Origin of the sequence: Heyndrickxia sporothermodurans, from assembly GCF_003055045.1 — a bacterium.
GTDB lineage: Bacteria > Bacillota > Bacilli > Bacillales > Bacillaceae_C > Heyndrickxia > Heyndrickxia sporothermodurans.
Window position 1 is genome coordinate 1 of the sequence record NZ_NAZB01000012.1, and the last position, 18,208, is coordinate 18,208.

Genomic DNA, 18,208 nt, shown 5'->3' on the forward strand with positions numbered 1-18,208 from the left:
ATCAGCTGCGTTAATGATTGCTAATGCTGATTCCGTCCACAGCTTTATATCCTGTTTGAACTCTTCTAACGACCCTGTCGGAAAAGAAGATGCTCTGACAGGTATATATGAACTTGTTGTTGTTGATGGTGCGGTCGCTCTTACCTCTTTACCTTGAAGATATACAAATTCATCTAATTGGGTTCTGACAACAATGTATCCACTCCTTGTGGATATGACACCTTTACTTCCCATCTCGATTCCATTTGTTAGATACAAATCTCTTGCTCTTATATCTCTGTAATTCTGTGTTTCTTTCCCCTGTGATGCTTTATCAGTTACACGGAATTCAAAATTAGTCCGTGCATAGGCATCGCCGCCATCTGTTGGCGCCATTAGATCACCTACGATATCTGCGCGAACTTTCGCCACTGGATCTGTGTAACTTCCGTCTTTATACGTTTTTCTGTCATACAATGTTAACAGTTCATCATAACCACGACGTACCAACAACCCATTTAAATCTATTACGCTAGGCGGACCAGATGAAAGTATAATATCGTCGGAAGCTAATAATCTTAAATTAGGACTGTCCACTCCAAACGCCTGAATATACATATCTAGTTTAGTTTGACCCGCTGCTTTACCCGAAGATATACTAAAGTTGGACTTTTTATAAGGGCTTCCACTTCCGTAAGAGTCGCCCGCTTCAAATAAAATAAGGTCAGGTTGGATAGTGACCTTATTGTATCCATCTACTTGGGTATTTGATGTTTTAATTTCCGAACTAAAAACTCCTCCGTTCAGTCTCGCAAAGTATTTTTTAGTTTTATCCTTCTGTGATTCGCCTTGACTATCGATGGAACCAGTTGAGATGGAGATCGTATTATTAGTAAATTTGTCTTCTGCGGTAAATGTTGATCCCCTAATTGTAGACCCTACAATATCAAAAGCTTCCAATGTCCCTGCATTAATTTTCCCTGCATCAATGGATTTAATGTTTGCATTATCTACTTTAAAGGTACCGGTAACAGTGGTATCGCCATCCAAGATTAACTTTTTACCTTGTATTAAAATTCCTGTGGTATCTATATTAATTTGGTTGATAAGGTCCTTCTTTGTGACACGTAGATTAATATTTTTATCCAGTTGGGATATTTGGGATTGTAAATTATCCTTGGTATTATTAATCGTACTGGAAAGACTACTAGTCGTTTGCGTTAATGTACTTATACTTCCTTCCGCGTCTGACATCCTTGATTGCAATGCATTGGCTAATTGCGTAACGGTAGATATATTTTTTTTGTTATCACTAACTTGGGTTTGTAAGCCATTCGCCGTCTGTGTAAGTGTCGAAATGTTTTTCTCTGCGCCAGTAATTTTTGATGATAAACTATTTGCAGTTTGTTGAAGGGAAGAAATACTTCCTTCGGCATTTCCTACCCTAGTAGTAAAACCGTTTAATGTTTGTTCTAATGAACTGAATTGCACTAAAGTTGCCATATCTTCGGGAGCTGGTGTCCAATCTGTTCTTTTAGAACCTCTCTCTAATTTGACTGAACCAAAGCGAAACCAAGTTGATCGTGCATTTGTAACTGTTGTTCCTATCATCGGATAAGCTTCTGGATCGCTCCACTGTGCGACAAATGTCGTTTGGTACTGGTATACGTCATAGGTATATGATCCGTATGTTGCCGTACCAATTTTCTTTTTAGTCAGGTATTGATCTACTCTAAATCCAACTCCACCGCGAAGTATCAAAGTATAATTAAAGTCACTATTTACAAATGAACTTGTGATACCAACCCAAGAAAGCGTATAGGTTTCACCTTCGATAATTGAAAATTTACTTCCTCTCAATGTCACCCTTGGTCTATCTCCAACTTCAGCAGTTGGAACTCTAGCGAACACAAAATCACCATCAAATCCTTCTAATTTACTAATAGTGAGACTTGAAACTGGAGACAGCGCACCTAACTTATTTATATTCTCTTGTTTACTAAAATCGGTGTTTTTTAACAAATTCCTTCCACCGATCTGCAAATTATCCAAATTAGTCTGTACTTGTGATATCGTACTCGTCAAACTATTAGCAGTCTGGGATAACGATGATTTAGTAGCGTAATTATTAGTAACTTCCAACATGTTTTGTGTGATTGCTTTGGCATTAATGCTGATATTTGCTTCGGCAGTAGTGACACGACCTGTGAGCGTATCTACGGATGATTGTGTTGCTCTAGCTTTTATATCAGTAGCGTTTTGGCTAATCAGTGTGGAGTGACTATCTACCGTTTTCTTAATGGTATCAACAAGAGTCTTATCTGCCTTGCTAGAAATATCAGTTAAAGTTTGTTGAATCTGTGTAGTATGCGTATTAACAGTACCTTGCAGAACATTAAAGGTTGACTGACTAACTTTGGACGAAAGCTGACCATTTATATTGCTAATCTGTGTTTGGACGCTTTGATCTAATTTACTTATATCGCTAAGTGATTTCTCCGCACTATCCAACGCGCTTTGTGCATTAGTGATTGCTGTACCTGCTTGTTTATATGCATCGCTGGCAACACTGGATGCAGTCTCACTCATTTGTTTAGCAACACTAGCAATATCATTTGCTTTATTTGCTGCATCAAATCCTTTTTGAGCTTCTGCGATAGCATCCTGTGCATCTTGGGTTGCTTTATTAGCACGGTCAACCGCGCTTTGTGCGTCATCCCTAGCTTTCTGCGCTTCTTCCTTTGTAGAATTTACTTCCATATCTACAACTAGCTGCCACTGGATCCCATCAAAACGATACGTACGTGTATACTCTCCATCCACAACCTTAAACCACAGATCGTCTTTTTTAGGATTAGAAGGTTGATTAGGACCGTAGAAGTTTGTATTTTTCCCGTTGGCAGCTTGTACCGCCTCTTGTGCGGTTTGGTGTGCTTGCTTTACCTTATTTTCAACGTCATCTTTCGTACGATTAAAATAATCGGTAAAGCGTGCTTGAACATCGCCAATCGTTACTTTGCGATTCTTTTCCGCAATCGTATCGTATTCAATCTTGACCACATGGGCTTTTACATCCACACCCATCTTACTGTGATGTACAGTGACCGTATCACCCATTCCCACACGTTCAAGTGCAGCTACATCTTTATATTCTTCTGTATCCCATAACGGCTCAAATTCTACTTCCATAGAGACAGTAGGAAGGTCTTTTGAACCTGAATTAAAATAGGTTGAAGCTTTAGCCTGCAAGCTTTCTTGGTCTGTTACACTCTCATCCTCGCTATAATCAACGGGGAGGATACGAATAAACGGATATTTATTGATATTAGGGCTGTCAATATATTTACCTGGTATCGTTATAACCTGTTCTTCTTCCGTCTCTTCATCTCTAATGATTTTATACGGAAAAATTCGAGTGATTACTTTAGATGTATCAAATTTAGCTTCAAGTCCTGTTAGATTCTTTTTATAAGCGATTAATACGCCGTCATCTGAACCACGTCTTTTATGCATGACAATGCGAAAGTTATCGCGTTCAATTTCACCGCCCCAGTGGTCCAAAATAGAGCCGTCTATGCCAGCTACCATTTGTAGTGGGTTCGTGCGATAAAGTTTGGTGCTCGATCGGGTAGTCGTGTTGGAACTCGAAAAAGTAATTTTACTTGGGTACGCCAAATTTGCTTGGATGGCAGCCATCGCCTGTGCCGTTGTTACATCATCTAACTCTAATGATTCGACAAAATTTCCAGCAGCATCATAAGTGATGTGCTGGGCGTTAATGATAAGATTATCGTTTTCAAGGCTTTTATTAATAGCATAAATACGGAAAAGCTGTGGATCCTGCTTGTCATTTACTTTCGCCTTAACGATCATGTCATTTTCAATAACATCAGCTAAAAAGCCGTCTGAATCATATTCAATTTTCAATTCAAACAGGCCGTTTAATTCTTCCTCACCTACGGAGGAAACTGCGCCACTCAAGACACCCAATCCGTTATGGATAAAAGATGTCTCGTCTTTTGCATATAGAATAGGAAACACTTAAATCCACCTCCATCTTGGGTCAATCTCAAGTTTCGTAATGTTTCCATCAAATTTAATTACATTCCTACCTTCTACTAAAACAGGAAAATCACCAATCATATGATTATTGAGATTGGTGATTAACCCATTTTCTTTTCGATAAGCATTCATCATAGTGCTGTCGATCTCTATAAAACCATTGATGTCTTTAACGGTGACAACTTGGTTGCCGATATAGATTTTTCCTGTACCCGCAGCATACGCCTTGATATACGGCTCACTCTCATAGCCTGCATTCGTTAGAGTCGTTTGGGAAGTAATTGTAATAAGTTTAGTTACTTCATAAGCAAACGGCGCCAAAGTAAAATTAACGGTAAATTGGCCATATTCCAGCACATCATTTAAAGCATCTTCTATTTCTACGGATTTGATCATATAAAAAATATCCGGATCATCTTCAAAAGATAGCTTTTTAGCTTTAAAGAATACTATTTTTGCTTTCCTAAATGCTTGTTTAAAAGGAGTATCTTCTAAAAAATCAAAAGTTAAGGAATAGGGTATATCTTTGAATCCATACTTTTTCGTTAAGGATCCATGCCTACCTTGAATATCTATATGTTCAGTGTCCCGCTCGGGAGTGGGAATGGCAGGACGTTCAGATAAACTCAAATTTATATCTTTAATTTTAGTGGTATCTAATATAACCATTAAGCACCACCCCATGCGGCATTTCTTCTATTTCCTAATGTGTTTAGTGATCCATCTATTTTTTCAGCTAGTTTGTCGATATCACGGTCATTTCTAACGTTTGCGTAGATGGTAACACTATTATGGTTGGTTACTTCGCTTGCCATTTTACTTTCTGCCATTTGTGGTAGCGTTGAAAGCATACGATTGGCTACCGCATCAGCAAATGGATTCATTTCCTTTCCCACCAATGGAAGTGCTGCCTCTTTTCCAGCTTCACCGATCCCGATCACACTGGCTTCATCGAAAATACCACCTTTCCGATACCATTCGATAGAAAACTTCGGAACCCTCGGCGGCATAATGCTAAATCCTCCTGTGATACTTAGATGAGGGAGCTTAATTTTTGGCAAACTTAATTTTAGACCGGAGAAGAAACTTTTGATCCTATCGACAATTCCTTTTATCTTATCCCGTGCGTTTTCTATTGGCGAAATCATCGCCGACTTAATGCCGTTCCACACGGAAGAAGTGTTAGTTTTGATACTGCTCCAAACTCCCGAAACTTTGGATTTGACCCAATTAATTGGAGTCGATACGGCTGTTTTGATTCCACCCCAGACCGTATTAATGACACCTTTTATACCATTCCACACCGTTGAAGTGGTAGATTTGATAGAATTCCACACCGTTGAAACAAGCGATTTCACGGAATTAATAGAGTTAGATGTAACTGATTTTATACCTCCCCAAACCGTTGAAATGACTGTTTTTATTCCGTTCCAGACTGTAGAAGTAGTAGATTTTATGCTATTCCAGACTTTTGAAACAATATTTTTAATTGCATTAACTACCGTGGAAATGGTTGATTTGATTCCGTTCCATACCTTAGATGTGGCTTTTTTAATCGAATCCCAATTTTTAATGATTAAAATGGCTAGCGCAACAACGATGGCGGATATGATTCCTATGGGGCCTGTTAAAGCCATCATAGCCCCTCGAACTATTTTAATTATTGGTCCAAGTTTTGAAAGCATTTCCCATAGTTTAGTAAAACCTGTAATCAATGGGGTTATTATTGGGGTTAAAGCTAATATTGCCCCAGATAGTATTCCAACTGCAGATACAATCGCAATAATGGCAGCAGTTAAAGTAGGATTCTTCGATGCCCATTGTGCAATATTTGAGACAACGCCCGCTATAATAGTAAGCGTAGGTTCTAAAGCTGTTTTTAGATCAGCCATTGCTTGTTTCATTTGTACAGCTGGGTTTGCATCCATTTTGGTTGTGGCATCTGTAAGACCCTGAACATTTTGTTTTGTTTTGTCCGATACATCGCCAAGACCTTTAAAAACAGCAATCATATTTTGCCCTTGGTCTTCCCACTTAGTACCAAAAACTTTTGTTGCAATTTCATTTTTGACGGTTTTGTCTTTGATCCCATCCAACCAAGAGGCAACTTCGCTCATTGCTTTTGAGCCTTTTTCACCGCCTCCCGCTACTGCTTCTCCCCATTTTTGAAACTTACCTACAGATATTCCTGTGTCAGTAATAAGAGGTTTTAAAGCTTTTGGAACTTCTAACCCAAATGTAGCCATTTGAATTCGGGCTTCTTTAACACCGTCATTCAAGTTATCGATATTCCAAGTTTTGGTATTTATACCCGCTTCAAAAATAGCTTGGATTTCTGCAGATGTGAAGCCAATATCTTTCATTTGTTGCCCGTATTCAGAAATGGTGTCTAATTGTTCGGGAGGGAACCCCGCTTTTAATAAGCTATTTATTAATCCGAGTGCTTCTTTATTGCTAATTTTCAATGCTGCAGCGACCTCGTTATTTTCTTGAATTAGTTCGATAAAATCAATGCCATCGTATGCCTTAGAAATAACCGCTGCACCTTTAACAATTTCTTTGTTTGCCGAGTCACTAGCGTTTTTATTTAATGCCCATTGTCTGCGAACACCTTCTAATGCGGCTTCTGCATCTAACCCATAAGCTTGAATCCCTCGAACAGCATCTTTGATGGTTTTTTTCGACTCTTCCGGAACTTCAAAAGAAATATCAATTTTGGTTTTCAAATCAGATACATCTAATGCCTGGTCTATCGCTCCTGCAATTCCTCCACCTGCAACAAGAGCACCTGCAACATTTTCAAATTCATCACCAAGTTCACCAACAGATTTCTTTGCTTTATCTGCATCCTTAGCTACATCCTGAAATTGTTGGCCTTGTTTACTTAATTCTGTCTTGGCTTGTTGGAGGGAGTTTCCTAATTTTTCTTGGCTAATCTTTAAATCTAGTAGCTTATTCTCAAGCTTATTGGCTTCGTTTGAGTTCTCGCCAAAGTACTTTTTTGCCTTAGCCAATTGTTCCGCAGTAGCTTGTGTCTTTTGCCTGGCAATATCGTATTGCTGTTGCAATCCTTTTATTTTGGATTCAAGTTTCTGCGATTCAGTACCGGTTAATTTAAGCTCTTCTTGCTCAAGCTTTAACTCCTTCCGCATTTTACGAGAAGAATTATCCATTTCAGACATGGCCTTATTAAATTCTTCGTTAAAAACTTTAAAGGTGACCTTTGTTTCATGATTATTTTTTGCCATTTTTCGCCCTCCTTTCATCCTCGTAATTCTTCCAGGACTCATAAGCTGTTTTGTTTTCAGCGATCAGTTGGACAGACGAGAGAGGTAAATGCCAAAAATCATTCGGATTAATTTCAAAAATAAAAACGTAGAGGGTGTATAAGTCCTCTACGTTCTCAATTTCGATTTTTGGCAGTTTTACTTTTTTCCCTGAGAAATACCTGTTTTATTGGCAAAGTTTTTTTGAAATTGCTTTTTTGCTTGTTTGGAAATGACGGAAAAATAAATAGACATGTCCGTTTCAATGTCCATTTCATAGTTTTCGAGAAACTCTTCGAATTTAAGATGATCTTTTGGATTGGCTTGACGGTATGCAGCATAGACGCCTTGCAAAACAGATATGGGATCGAGATCCGTTTCTTGTTTCATAAAGCCTTTCAAAAAATCTCCGTCTATCACTTTTTCCTTTTGCAATTTAAAAAGGGTCAAGGCTGTGACATTAACATCCACTTCCTTGACCGTTCCATCGTTAAATGTAATTTCCATTGACTATAGCCCTCCTTAAGGTGCAGGTACTTCCTTGACTAAATCAGGCGTAAAATTAGTCCTCCAAGTCTCTGCAACAGTCGTATCTGCTAATTCATCGAGAAGTGCTTCATAGTAGCAATTCTTGTTGTCGTCAACCATGGCAGTGAATTCTAACTCTAGTTCCGCCACTTCATCCGCACCGTTTTCAATGGATAATGTCAATCCTGTGGAAGAAGTACAGTTAGGAAACGCAATAAGCTTGGTTAAATCTTCAAACTCATCGATGACGTCTGCGGTAAGGACAAAATCCTTACTCTTACTATTGGAACCATAAGAATATACACCTGGCTTTAATCCCTCGTTAGAAAGTCCAAAAATACTTCGCAAAGGTGCTACTTTTACATGAGAGTTTAATGTTAATGTCATTTTTTGAGGTTTTGATTTGCTCTTTGTCTCAACACCCTCGCATTTTTTTACAATGGTGATCATTTCCGTTTCGCCTTCAAGTTGCCCGACACAACCAAAAGACTGCGCAGTCTGTTCACCTTTAAATTTAATATTAAAATTCGTAATCCTTATGGCGTCGAATTCTTCAATTGTTGTTGGCAATACTTTCACTCTCCTAACGTATTATCAATTTCTTTAATAACCGCATCTGCTAAATCGTCCACAATTCTTGATGCTGCCTTATCTAATCCTTTTTCCATAAACTTTTTAGGACGATTTCTCTTTGATGTCCCAATCCCTAAATCAGGGTATTTAATATATTCAAAGGCTCGCTTAGGACGGATGGTAAACTCTAAGTTTCCATGTTTTACAGCCAACGCTTTGCTATCCCTTGCATGTTTTTTCTTCTTCCTTGAAAGAGGGATAATAGGTTGGATGCTGTCCATTGCTTTCGGTGCACCTTTCGCTCGTAACGTATTATTAATTACCGTTTCCGAGCGATTAGGTATTTTGGAAATGCTTTCAACCAAACGATCAACATCTGGAAAATCCATTGACCACTTAGCAGCGCACATACTTTAAAGACCTTGTAAAATTAAACTCAATCTCATCCACATAAGCGTCCTCTTGTCCTTTTTGAATAGCTGCTTTCTCTGAATTTACAAATGTGTATCCGTTTGATTCAAGCGTTGATATGATATCGATTTGAGCACCATCCACATCATCCACATTCTCCGCATAAAAACGGACTAAGACATCTTGAATTAACGTGAATTGCTTTTCTTCTGCGCGCCTCATGCCGCCCGTTTCAAAAATAATATAGTGATAGACTCCTTTAAGTTCATTCTTAAATTCGTCCTCACTTACACTATCCTGGAATACTCTAACGCCTAAATTGTTTTCTAAGCTATCAATTAAAGCTTTATCAAGTTTCTTTAATCTTTCTTTCGTGCCCTCATTCATTTGCTTCACCGTCCGTCTTGTGCAAATAAAAATAGAGATAATTACTATCCCGATCAGTCGTGATAATCGTGTAATCATCTCCATCTATTTGTACAATTAAATTATCTTTGTCGATTTTTCGTAAAGAGGGGGGCATAGGTGTTTTCACCTTCATATCCAATGTGGACCCCATAGAGCCAAAATCTAAATAATCACGGTCACGAACGGATAGTTCTTTATAAAATAGTCTGCCTTGTTCCTCAAACTGTTTTCCAATCACTTTTCTTGAGTCAGAACGGATTGTTTTATAGGCACCGTATTTTAATAGCCCATCATTAAACACTTCCCGAATTCGTTCCCGTGCCATTATCATCCGCCACCCCCGAACTAAATTCATTCATAGCAGTTATCAAGATTAATCGGCTTAACTCCGAATGAAAGTTTTTTTCGAAATCATCAAGAGCGTTGTTCCATCCATACCGGCAACGCTCTAAAAGTAATTCACGTTCCGGGGAATCTTCTTCGAATGAAAATTTTGTCCCGCAAAGCGCATTAAAATAGGATTGACCTTTTTTAATCAATCCCGCTAAATATCGATTCGTTGCTTCATCATCCCAAGTGACTTGTAATTTATCCTTTAATTCGATTAAAAGGTCATCGATCATTATTTATCACTCGTTTTAGGTGGTTTCTTTTTAGGTTTCTTAGGCTCTTCATTTATTTCTGGGCCAAGAAAAACCATTTTGTATTTATTTTTATTTGTCTGGAGAAAAGCAACGCGTTTAGGATCCGCTTCAAATCCTGTTTTCGGATAAATTTCTCCTTTTTGATAAGTTAATCCCTTGTGTTCTTTTTCAATAAAATCATGTAATACTGGACATTTCATGAGGATCACTCCCTTCACTTTTTCTTAATTAAGGTTCGGGCGTTTGTTCTGGTTCCTTACCAATCCCCGAAATATCGAACACAAGGAAAGCATCATTATCTTTTGGCTGACCGTTTGCATATTGCTTAGTAACATATACGTCCTCATCCTCAAGGATACGCAATTCCTTCGCTACTTCAATTTGTCGAGTGGATCCAACGCCTAAGAAGTAATCCCTTGCCACTCCAGCAATCATCTTACCCACTGGCACGGATACGGATTGAACAATTGTTGCTGGAATTGGAAGGACTCCGTACACATACGTTCCGTTTTGCGTTAAGAACGTAGTAGCAGGGAAGATTTTAGACCAGTAGTCTGCCGGATTAACAACAAGCAACACGTTTGCTACAGCCCTCTTGCCATCATGAGTAAGTGGGTACATGACCTCTTTACCTAATGTAATAGGCTTTAAATCTGTAATAGCTGTTGCTTTTTTGTCAGGGTAAACGCCATTTGTCACAGCGCCGTCTAAATTCTTAAGCATTCCAATTGGTTGGTCTTTACCTGTACCGTTAACGACTGCCTCCTCTAAAGCAATCGCCATTGCCTCCGCTAAAACGGTGCGTACGTATTTATCCAACCAAACTGGACCAAGATCAAGCATTGATTTTGCTACTGGGATAAAGGCAGATAACTTATATAGATTTGTTTTGACCGTTTTAAAGCCGTTATCTAACTTTTCTTTGATTGGGTCTGTTAGCTTGCCCCAAAAAGCCGGGTTAACGTCTCCATTTTTTAGGATCCACTCTGTTGTCGCTGTGGTGTTGACAAAATCAATAGCTTTTAATAAAGCATGATCACGAGTCAATTCTTCGAACACACGATTAATAACCGTTGCAGGGACGAGTTCCTCTACCCCAGCAAATCCTTTATTTGAGATAACTTCATTGTAAAATGCTGTTTCTTGTGAAGTTAACACATATCCACCACGTTCAGCTAAGACACGTTGGTCGTTAAATTCAGTTGAAGCTACCGCCTTTGCCTCTTCAAGAATGTTGTCCTGGATGTTATTTGCAAAATCAACCATTGCTTGAGCAAGGACTTGTTCATCCTCTGATTTCATTGCGTCCAATAATTTTTGTTGTGCTTCTAGTTGTGCATTTTTATCTTTATCTAAGTTTTTAATTTTTGGCATTTATATCACTCTTTTCCTTTTAAATTTTGGTTTACTAGATTAAAAGCCTTCGTCATTGCAGCAAAACGGTTCACAGTCTGATTTTGAAGATTGTCCTCGAAAAAATCCTCGTCAAGATCATCATCTTCTTCTAAATCGTCATCCTCATCTGTTTCCTCGTTTACTTGTTTAATAGGTTCTGCAATCTCATCACAAAAACCATAAGATAATGCCTCTTGTGCGGTTAAAAAGGTTTCATCATCTAGTAGTTTTTCAAGTTCCATCTGCTCGCCTTTAAATCGACTCGTATAAGATTCGATAAGGGCTGAATCTACTTTCGCCAACGTATCAGCCTGCTTTTTTAGCTTTTCAGCATTCCCATAAACCAAACTAGATGCGCGATGAACCATCATCATCGTGTTTTTAGGCATGATGACTTTATCCGCCCCCATTGCGATGACTGACGCAGCACTTGCAGCCATTCCGTCAATATAAACATTCACGGTAGCTTTGTGATTTTTTAAGAGATTGCAAATCGCCACTCCTTCGAAAGCGTCCCCTCCGTTTGAATGGATATGCACGTTAATAACGGGAGTCTTTATTTGTGATAATTGTCTGCGAACCTCTCTGGAGGTAATACCGCCGAACCAAAAACTTCCGCCCACCGTACCGTACATGTACAGGTCGGTTTCATTTTTCTTTTCATCATTTTTCATTTCGAATTTTGGTTCGATATAATTCATGATTGGTGAATTTTCCACTAGCTATCACCTCCTTCCAAAGGTTGGTTTTGTCGGGCGTCAATGTAATTTTTTGTCACGTAACGCCTATTCGCCCATTCTTCATTGATTCTTTCCCCGCCTGTCATTTCGATGATGTCGTTAATTGACAAAGCACCGATAGCAAAAAGTTTGTCCAGGGCGGTAGCCATATCATTTAGATCAGTAACTTTGATTTTGGTTGTGTCGATTTTTAAATAAGTACCTCTTAAAAAATCGCTTTTTCCGTACATCTTTTTGTTAATTTCAGCGCTGATCAACTCTACTAACGGATTAATACAAAACATCAAAAAGTTATTAGTTTGACTTGATACATCTACAACGTCACCTTTGAGCAATCCTCGAGGGACATGGAATGCAGTAGCTACAAAGTCAAGTACATCATCCACAAGATTACGGACATCACGGCTATCTTGTTTGTTTGTCCCGCTTTTTCCATTGCCCGATGCATCCTCTAACTCATAGCCTTTTTGTAGGTTGAAAATGGCTCCTGCATTATCTGCTTCAAGCCACGGCTTAAACTGTTCATTCATCATTTCATCGATTCTCTCTTGATCCGGGTTTCGCTGACTCCTTAAAAAATCACCCTTCAAGACGAACCGCTTAGCATTCGACCGCTTATAGATGTCTTTTGCCGAAGCTAAAAGAGATCCGTAATCTTTATAAAATCCATTGATCACTTTCATGATGTCTTTATCATTCAGCTTTAGATAAATAACCTCGGATTCGAAAAATGAACCGGAAAATTGAAAATCGCCAACAGTCACGTCCGAATAAACCGAGTCTTTCATGACATATTCCTCAACGGTGAAACTATCAGCAATAAATAATTGATCGTTAGCCATGACAATTAAGCATTCGTTTTCCCGGAAAAGCTTGCTAACCATTTTCTTTTTAAATTCCGTCGCATTTTCATTTTTATTAGGGGAGACATTCAGTAAATAATAATTGTCAGCCTTGACCGATTTCCCTTTATCAATCGTCTTAAATTCACACCGAACAAGCGCATTAGCGATCAAATTAATACAAGAGTCAACAGCTATCCGCTTATAAATCTCTGACGCTAGCAAACTAATGACAATAGGCTCTAGTTCTGTTACTTTATCTTTTAAGCCCCACGATTTGATCCAATTAAAAAACCCCAATTTCTCACCTCCCTACACGATAATGGGTTTAAAGCTAAAGCTGCCTAAGTCAACATCCCCATAATCCTCCAAATCATGATCAGCATTAAGCGCATGCAAAAAAGCGAAAAACCCATCAGTCTTTCGCTTTTCCGGATCTATTTTTTTATACTCTTTATTGCCGTTGCCGAGATAATCGACATACACGTTACCGACATACCAGCGCATCAATGGATCATTGCCGAATACAAGTGTTTGATTGATAAAGCAATCATCCACGATAGGTGATAGTTTACTGTGAGTAAAGCTACCCGTACGGCAAACCATTACCTCAAAGCCCGCCTCTTCTAACTTCGGTCCAAGAATGGCGGCCCTATACGTATCTAAGCAAATTTTCTTGATGTAAAAATCTTTTGCTTTATCAATAAACCAATTGACTACGCGTTGAGGTTCAATGGATTTACCGTACACAATTTCAGCTATCCCTTTATCTACAGCAAGTTGGATAATGTCTTTATTTATGTCCTGCAATTCAAGTGCCATGTGATGGATAAAAGTGTGCTGTAGCCAATAGCGTTTCCCTTTGTACTTTGCTAAGACTCCGACGGAGCAAAAATCTCGTACATCCGCAAAATCCACCCCGCCAATCGCCTCCTGCCCTTTCAATTGTGGAGGTATAGGCTGATTGGTAGCCAATCTATCTTCGTAGCTTGCTACCTCAAAACGAGTATCTTCAATTGGGCTATTCATGCGTTTTGTCATGAATTCAATTCGTATGGCAGCATTCCGTTGCATTTGTCGATATTCGGTCATCATTTTTCGTTTAAGCGTTTTATTATATGGCAATGATGGATTAGCTTTCGCCCAAAGTTCTGGATCATCAACCTCGGACGGATCGTCTAATTTGCAGACAAAAGGAAAGAGAGTTGAATTTTCGATATCCAACTCTCCGTTTAAGATCATTCTTGCCTCTTCTTTTAAGTCATCTAAAGGACCGCCTCGAACATTCCCATCAGTGCTTATGTGGAATTCACGATAATCATCTACCTTACCACCGCCGGAAGTAAATACTTTGATCGTGTCATAGTTTTCGTATTCGTGTTCCTCGTCAAAAATAACACACCCCGTCCGTTTACCGTCTTTTGTCCTAGCATTAGACGTGTTAAATTCAAAACTGCTATTCGTTGTGTTGTTTTTGATCTTCACTTTAGATCGGTAAAACGCCTTTTTAAGTTTCTTTTCATGTTCACCAATGACGTTATAAATATCATCAAAAGATATCTTTGCCTGTTTTTCATTTGTCGCTACAACATCGATGTGGTAATTGTTAATACCGTGCTGCTTCGTCATCATGAAAAATCCGTCCCATGAAACAAATCCATTTTTCCCAGCGCCGCGACCCATATACAGAAAATAACGGTTAAAAACTAGCGTGCTGTCATCTTTCCATCGAACACCAAATACAAAAACGTTAACAAACTTTTCCCACGGGAACAATTCATACGGAAAATAACGAGCCGGGATATTTACACTGTCCTCGACTTTTTGCGTATCGATATAAATATCATTCCGTGATAAGACTTTTCGACAGTAGTCTATTAACTGAAATTGCTCTTTACATGCAGGAATTTTGCCCGATTCGATTAGCTGAAAATATTCTTCGATGTACTTGTGAGTTTGATAGCTAAGGACGTTATTACACGTCATCGCCATCATCCCCAGTTTCTACTGGCAAAGGCTTTAAGCCAAGTTCGGATAGTAATTTTAGCATTTGAGCATTTGTCTTATTCAAGTCGTTGATGGAAGGATTCGACTTTGGCCCATGCATTCCCGATACCTTCGTGCCATTTATTTCAATGTCATCGATCAACGCGCATTTTATATCCCACATGGATAAATAATCTTGCACTAAATCAGAATAATGGTTTCCAACAATCCCTTTTTCTTTTAATTGGGATACTAAATCCTTTTCAATCCGTTTTCGTAAAGTTTCGCGTTTAATCTTAGCCAAAATAAGGTCTCATCCTCCCATTTCCATTTTTGCCCTTTTCACTATTACGCGAAAAAATCAAAAAATATTTTTTCCGAGTGCTCCCCCGCGTTTCCCGTCCCCTCGGAAAAAAGCTAAAAGTTTTGACCGGGGGGTATTACACATATTATTTAAAACTGTCTTTGCAATGCTTCTCGTTTACATCTTCTATAATCGCATTGTCATATAAACTACAATGAAGTGTGCCGTTATCCTCATAAAGTTCTTCGCATTCTGAACAATATCTAGCCTTATCAACTGGATTCTTTGGAGGATAGATCACTTCTACATAGGCATCACATTTTTCGCAATAGCATTCTGCCTTTATCTTTTCATGTGCTAATTCTTTTTCTGTTATCTCAACAATCTTGCAACAGATAGGACACTTTAACACCATCCTTACCATCGCTCCTCGTTAACAAATGGTTTTCTCTTATCATTCTTCAATCGCTTATCATGTATAGCATTGTGACAAGGAATACAAACAGTCTCCAAGTTCTCCAGTGTCAAGGCAAGGTCAGGTCGATCCTTTACCTCTCTCAAGTGATGGACGTTCTGTCCTCTGGTGTACTTTCCTTTGCGCTTACATTGCTGGCATTCATAGTTATCACGTTCCAATGCTTCAAGCCTTAACGATCTCCACTCTTTACATTTGTAGAATGGGATCATCTTATCCTGCCTGATAAGACTTTCAAGCCATCTTAATCTATCAGATGTAATGCTCATTGATTTTCAATCATGTGACGAAGTGCTTGCTCACATTCATCACATATCGCATTAATAGCATTGTTCATAGTCTAAACCTCCTTATCAAACAGAAAACGCCTACCCATTTGGATAGACGCTTAGTGAAGTATACAACGAGAGTCTGCATAGTGTTTCCGCACTATACAATTTTTTCATACTACCATTCTACCACGTTTGTTTTGCATGTGAAGTGCCCTCTTTTTGCACTACCTAAATTTGACCCCGTCAACCCCAAACATCAATACTACCAACGTCTCGCACGCTTTATTGACGTCCTTGTAAATAGTTCTTTGATGCACATTTTGCCCTTTGGCTATTTCTTTTGCCGTTTTTCTAAGGTCTCCAATGTAGAGATCATACACGACTTGATATCTTCTTAAGGATTCCGGATCCCCCGATTGTTCGCACATAATCCTGTAGACCTCAATCATTTTATTAATAAACTTAACCATTGCTAAAGTACGTTTCTTACTTCGCTTAATAGATTCAATGGCAAACTCATCTGTATCTAATTCATCCAATTCTAGCTTTTTATTCAACTCATCAATCTCAAGCTTCACATCCGCAGAATGGTTGGCAAAAGATCGATAGTTTCGAAGTAAAAGCTTGACGTTTCGTAACCTGCGATCGTGTTTTTCTTTTTCTTGTCTTTGCCTCTCTCTTTCTAAAAATTCTAAGGCTGTGCTGGCAGCTGTTTTAGAAATCATTTCTATTTGCTTTTCTGACAGTTTCATGGTTTGACCCCCTCTTGGACCTTTTCAATTCTCGCTTTTAAGGCATACATCAATTGGTCCTGTGTACTCGTCTTATTCTCTAATGCTGTTGCAACGTCCTCATCCACTCCACCTGCGACAGTCAGATGATGAATAATTACTTTTTCGGTTTGACCTTGTCTATGTAGACGTTTGTTCGCTTGTTGGTATAACTCTAAAGACCAATTCAACCCGAACCAAATAACGTGATTCCCACCTTGTTGTAAATTCAATCCGTATGCAGCAGATGCAGGATGTGCTAGTAAAATATCAATCTCTCGATTGTTCCAGTCTGTTTCGTCCTGCGGCGTTTTCAGTTCACGTACTCGTAAAGATGTTTTTGCCAACGCCTTTTTTATTCTCTCTTTATCGTGTTGGAAATTATAAAAGACTAATGCAGGCTTTCCGTTCAATCCCTCAAGTAGCTCCATAAAGGCCTCAATCTTACAGTCGTGTATATTAACAATTTGACGTTCCTCATCGTAAACGGCTCCATTGCAAAGCTGTAGTAATTTGTTCGTAAGGACTGCTGCGGATCCTGCATCGATGGTCGACCCGTCCACCTGTAAAAGCATTTCTGCTTCTAGCTTATCGTAGGCTTTTTTGGCTTTGGCATCTAAAACAACAGGAATCGTGTTATAGGTGATATCGGGTAACTCCAAATAATCTTCCGCTTTCATGCTGACACATATGTCACCGATTAATTGTTGGATCCGTTCATCTGCACCTGCTTTTGGTGCATAGGAGAAAACACGATCTCGGTTTCTTTGATCCGGTTCAAAATATCTTTCACGAAAGCCGGTGATCGTCTTACCTAATCGTTCCCCGCCATCCAGTAGATACACCTGCGCCCATAAATCCAATAATCCGTTTGGAGCCGGTGTTCCGGTCAATCCTACAATCCTTTTGATATGTGGTCTTACCCATTTGAGAGATTTGAAACGTTTCGCCTGGTGATTTTTAAAACTACTAAACTCGTCTATGATCACCATGTCGAATGGCCATGAATTTCTGTAGTACTCTACTAGCCACGGAATATTTTCTCTGTTAATCACGTATATATCTGCAGGTGTGTTTAATGCTTTTACTCGTTTTGCTTGGGATCCTAAAACAGTTGAGATTCGTAACAGCTGCGTATGATCCCATTTATCTTTTTCTTTTGCCCATGTACTTTCCGCTACTTTCTTTGGTGCAATGACTAAAACTTTGTTTACGGCAAAACGGTTATATTTTAAATCCATAATGGCTGTTAAGGTAATGACCGTTTTACCTAATCCCATATCAAGTAACAATCCTAGTGCCGGTGTAGTAAGAACCCGATCAATGCAGTAACGTTGGTAGCTGTGCGGGATGAATTTCATTTGCTCTCACTTACCTTTGCGATGAATTCATCTACACCTTGTAAACTATCAATCTCTAAAACCTCACACCCTAAACTTGCTATTTTCTTTTGCTGCGCTACTTGCAATGGTCTTGACTTTTTACCGGGTGCTTTCAACTCGATAAAAAACACTCTGCCTCCTGGAAGAATAACCAACCTATCTGGCACACCT

Annotated in this window: 20 protein-coding genes; all 20 read right to left on the reverse strand. The window is 39.0% G+C overall.

The window, feature by feature from the left end; all coding sequences use genetic code 11:
- Window positions 1-4,020: phage tail spike protein (locus tag B5V89_RS05085; protein ID WP_181294607.1), on the reverse strand; the 4,020-nt coding region annotated here is incomplete at its 3' end.
- Complete coding sequence (locus B5V89_RS05090) at window positions 4,021-4,710, reverse strand: distal tail protein Dit (RefSeq protein WP_181294608.1); 690 nt, start codon at window positions 4,708-4,710, stop codon at window positions 4,021-4,023.
- Window positions 4,710-7,289, reverse strand: coding sequence for a phage tail tape measure protein (locus B5V89_RS05095; protein ID WP_108070742.1), 2,580 nt, complete (start codon window positions 7,287-7,289; stop codon window positions 4,710-4,712). The genes B5V89_RS05090 and B5V89_RS05095 overlap by 1 nt, the downstream gene beginning before the upstream one ends.
- Window positions 7,290-7,466: 177 nt before the next feature.
- The gene (locus B5V89_RS05100; protein ID WP_108070744.1) at window positions 7,467-7,814 is read right to left on the reverse strand and encodes a hypothetical protein; all 348 of its coding nucleotides are present in this window, start codon (window positions 7,812-7,814) and stop codon (window positions 7,467-7,469) included.
- Window positions 7,815-7,829: 15 nt separating this feature from the next.
- On the reverse strand, window positions 7,830-8,405 hold the full coding sequence (locus B5V89_RS05105) for a phage tail protein (RefSeq protein ID WP_108070746.1): 576 nt from the start codon (window positions 8,403-8,405) through the stop codon (window positions 7,830-7,832).
- Between the two features lie 5 nt (window positions 8,406-8,410).
- Complete coding sequence (locus B5V89_RS05110) at window positions 8,411-8,818, reverse strand: hypothetical protein (RefSeq protein WP_142406511.1); 408 nt, start codon at window positions 8,816-8,818, stop codon at window positions 8,411-8,413.
- Window positions 8,805-9,206: a hypothetical protein gene (locus B5V89_RS05115; protein ID WP_108070750.1), complete on the reverse strand. Its 402-nt coding sequence runs from the start codon at window positions 9,204-9,206 to the stop codon at window positions 8,805-8,807. The genes B5V89_RS05110 and B5V89_RS05115 overlap by 14 nt, the downstream gene beginning before the upstream one ends.
- Window positions 9,199-9,558: a phage head closure protein gene (locus B5V89_RS05120; RefSeq protein ID WP_244913442.1), complete on the reverse strand. Its 360-nt coding sequence runs from the start codon at window positions 9,556-9,558 to the stop codon at window positions 9,199-9,201. The genes B5V89_RS05115 and B5V89_RS05120 overlap by 8 nt, the downstream gene beginning before the upstream one ends.
- The gene (locus B5V89_RS05125; RefSeq protein WP_108070754.1) at window positions 9,521-9,850 is read right to left on the reverse strand and encodes a hypothetical protein; all 330 of its coding nucleotides are present in this window, start codon (window positions 9,848-9,850) and stop codon (window positions 9,521-9,523) included. Before B5V89_RS05125 ends, B5V89_RS05120 begins: the two co-directional genes overlap by 38 nt.
- The gene (locus tag B5V89_RS05130; protein WP_108070756.1) at window positions 9,850-10,071 is read right to left on the reverse strand and encodes a hypothetical protein; all 222 of its coding nucleotides are present in this window, start codon (window positions 10,069-10,071) and stop codon (window positions 9,850-9,852) included. The genes B5V89_RS05125 and B5V89_RS05130 overlap by 1 nt, the downstream gene beginning before the upstream one ends.
- Window positions 10,072-10,099: 28 nt before the next feature.
- The gene (locus B5V89_RS05135) at window positions 10,100-11,245 is read right to left on the reverse strand and encodes a phage major capsid protein (protein ID WP_108070758.1); all 1,146 of its coding nucleotides are present in this window, start codon (window positions 11,243-11,245) and stop codon (window positions 10,100-10,102) included.
- Window positions 11,246-11,250: 5 nt separating this feature from the next.
- Complete coding sequence (locus B5V89_RS05140; RefSeq protein WP_108070760.1) at window positions 11,251-11,985, reverse strand: head maturation protease, ClpP-related; 735 nt, start codon at window positions 11,983-11,985, stop codon at window positions 11,251-11,253.
- Entirely contained in the window at window positions 11,985-13,148 is a 1,164-nt protein-coding gene (locus B5V89_RS05145) for a phage portal protein (RefSeq protein ID WP_108070762.1), read from the reverse strand. Before B5V89_RS05145 ends, B5V89_RS05140 begins: the two co-directional genes overlap by 1 nt.
- A gap of 12 nt (window positions 13,149-13,160) precedes the next feature.
- On the reverse strand, window positions 13,161-14,834 hold the full coding sequence (locus tag B5V89_RS05150; protein ID WP_108070764.1) for a terminase TerL endonuclease subunit: 1,674 nt from the start codon (window positions 14,832-14,834) through the stop codon (window positions 13,161-13,163).
- Entirely contained in the window at window positions 14,824-15,138 is a 315-nt protein-coding gene (locus B5V89_RS05155; protein WP_108070766.1) for a P27 family phage terminase small subunit, read from the reverse strand. The genes B5V89_RS05150 and B5V89_RS05155 overlap by 11 nt, the downstream gene beginning before the upstream one ends.
- A 145-nt stretch (window positions 15,139-15,283) precedes the next feature.
- On the reverse strand, window positions 15,284-15,553 hold the full coding sequence (locus tag B5V89_RS05160) for a hypothetical protein (RefSeq protein WP_108070768.1): 270 nt from the start codon (window positions 15,551-15,553) through the stop codon (window positions 15,284-15,286).
- A gap of 2 nt (window positions 15,554-15,555) precedes the next feature.
- Window positions 15,556-15,882: an HNH endonuclease gene (locus B5V89_RS05165; protein ID WP_108070770.1), complete on the reverse strand. Its 327-nt coding sequence runs from the start codon at window positions 15,880-15,882 to the stop codon at window positions 15,556-15,558.
- Between the two features lie 227 nt (window positions 15,883-16,109).
- Window positions 16,110-16,637 carry a hypothetical protein gene (locus tag B5V89_RS05170; RefSeq protein WP_108070772.1) on the reverse strand — a complete coding sequence of 176 codons (528 nt, stop codon included), beginning with the start codon at window positions 16,635-16,637 and terminating at the stop codon, window positions 16,110-16,112.
- Window positions 16,634-18,016, reverse strand: coding sequence for a DEAD/DEAH box helicase (locus B5V89_RS05175; protein ID WP_108070774.1), 1,383 nt, complete (start codon window positions 18,014-18,016; stop codon window positions 16,634-16,636). Before B5V89_RS05175 ends, B5V89_RS05170 begins: the two co-directional genes overlap by 4 nt.
- Window positions 18,013-18,208, reverse strand: a 196-nt coding sequence (locus B5V89_RS05180) for a VRR-NUC domain-containing protein (RefSeq protein ID WP_213083796.1), incomplete at its 5' end; no start/stop codon positions are given. The genes B5V89_RS05180 and B5V89_RS05175, both read right to left, overlap by 4 nt.

Excerpts from the sequence above, each read along its gene's own strand:
- B5V89_RS05100 (WP_108070744.1), bottom strand. The coding sequence starts at position 7,814 with ATGGAAATTACATTTAACGATGGAACGGTCAAGGAAGTGGATGTTAAT.
- B5V89_RS05110 (WP_142406511.1), bottom strand. The coding sequence starts at position 8,818 with ATGTGCGCTGCTAAGTGGTCAATGGATTTTCCAGATGTTGATCGTTTG.
- B5V89_RS05175 (WP_108070774.1), bottom strand. The coding sequence starts at position 18,016 with ATGAAATTCATCCCGCACAGCTACCAACGTTACTGCATTGATCGGGTT.
- B5V89_RS05095 (WP_108070742.1), bottom strand. The coding sequence starts at position 7,289 with ATGGCAAAAAATAATCATGAAACAAAGGTCACCTTTAAAGTTTTTAAC.
- B5V89_RS05090 (WP_181294608.1), bottom strand. The coding sequence starts at position 4,710 with ATGGTTATATTAGATACCACTAAAATTAAAGATATAAATTTGAGTTTA.
- B5V89_RS05170 (WP_108070772.1), bottom strand. The coding sequence starts at position 16,637 with ATGAAACTGTCAGAAAAGCAAATAGAAATGATTTCTAAAACAGCTGCC.
- B5V89_RS05125 (WP_108070754.1), bottom strand. The coding sequence starts at position 9,850 with ATGATCGATGACCTTTTAATCGAATTAAAGGATAAATTACAAGTCACT.
- B5V89_RS05160 (WP_108070768.1), bottom strand. The coding sequence starts at position 15,553 with ATGGTGTTAAAGTGTCCTATCTGTTGCAAGATTGTTGAGATAACAGAA.
- B5V89_RS05120 (WP_244913442.1), bottom strand. The coding sequence starts at position 9,558 with ATGATAATGGCACGGGAACGAATTCGGGAAGTGTTTAATGATGGGCTA.
- B5V89_RS05135 (WP_108070758.1), bottom strand. The coding sequence starts at position 11,245 with ATGCCAAAAATTAAAAACTTAGATAAAGATAAAAATGCACAACTAGAA.
- B5V89_RS05130 (WP_108070756.1), bottom strand. The coding sequence starts at position 10,071 with ATGAAATGTCCAGTATTACATGATTTTATTGAAAAAGAACACAAGGGA.
- B5V89_RS05150 (WP_108070764.1), bottom strand. The coding sequence starts at position 14,834 with ATGACGTGTAATAACGTCCTTAGCTATCAAACTCACAAGTACATCGAA.
- B5V89_RS05115 (WP_108070750.1), bottom strand. The coding sequence starts at position 9,206 with ATGAATGAGGGCACGAAAGAAAGATTAAAGAAACTTGATAAAGCTTTA.
- B5V89_RS05165 (WP_108070770.1), bottom strand. The coding sequence starts at position 15,882 with ATGAGCATTACATCTGATAGATTAAGATGGCTTGAAAGTCTTATCAGG.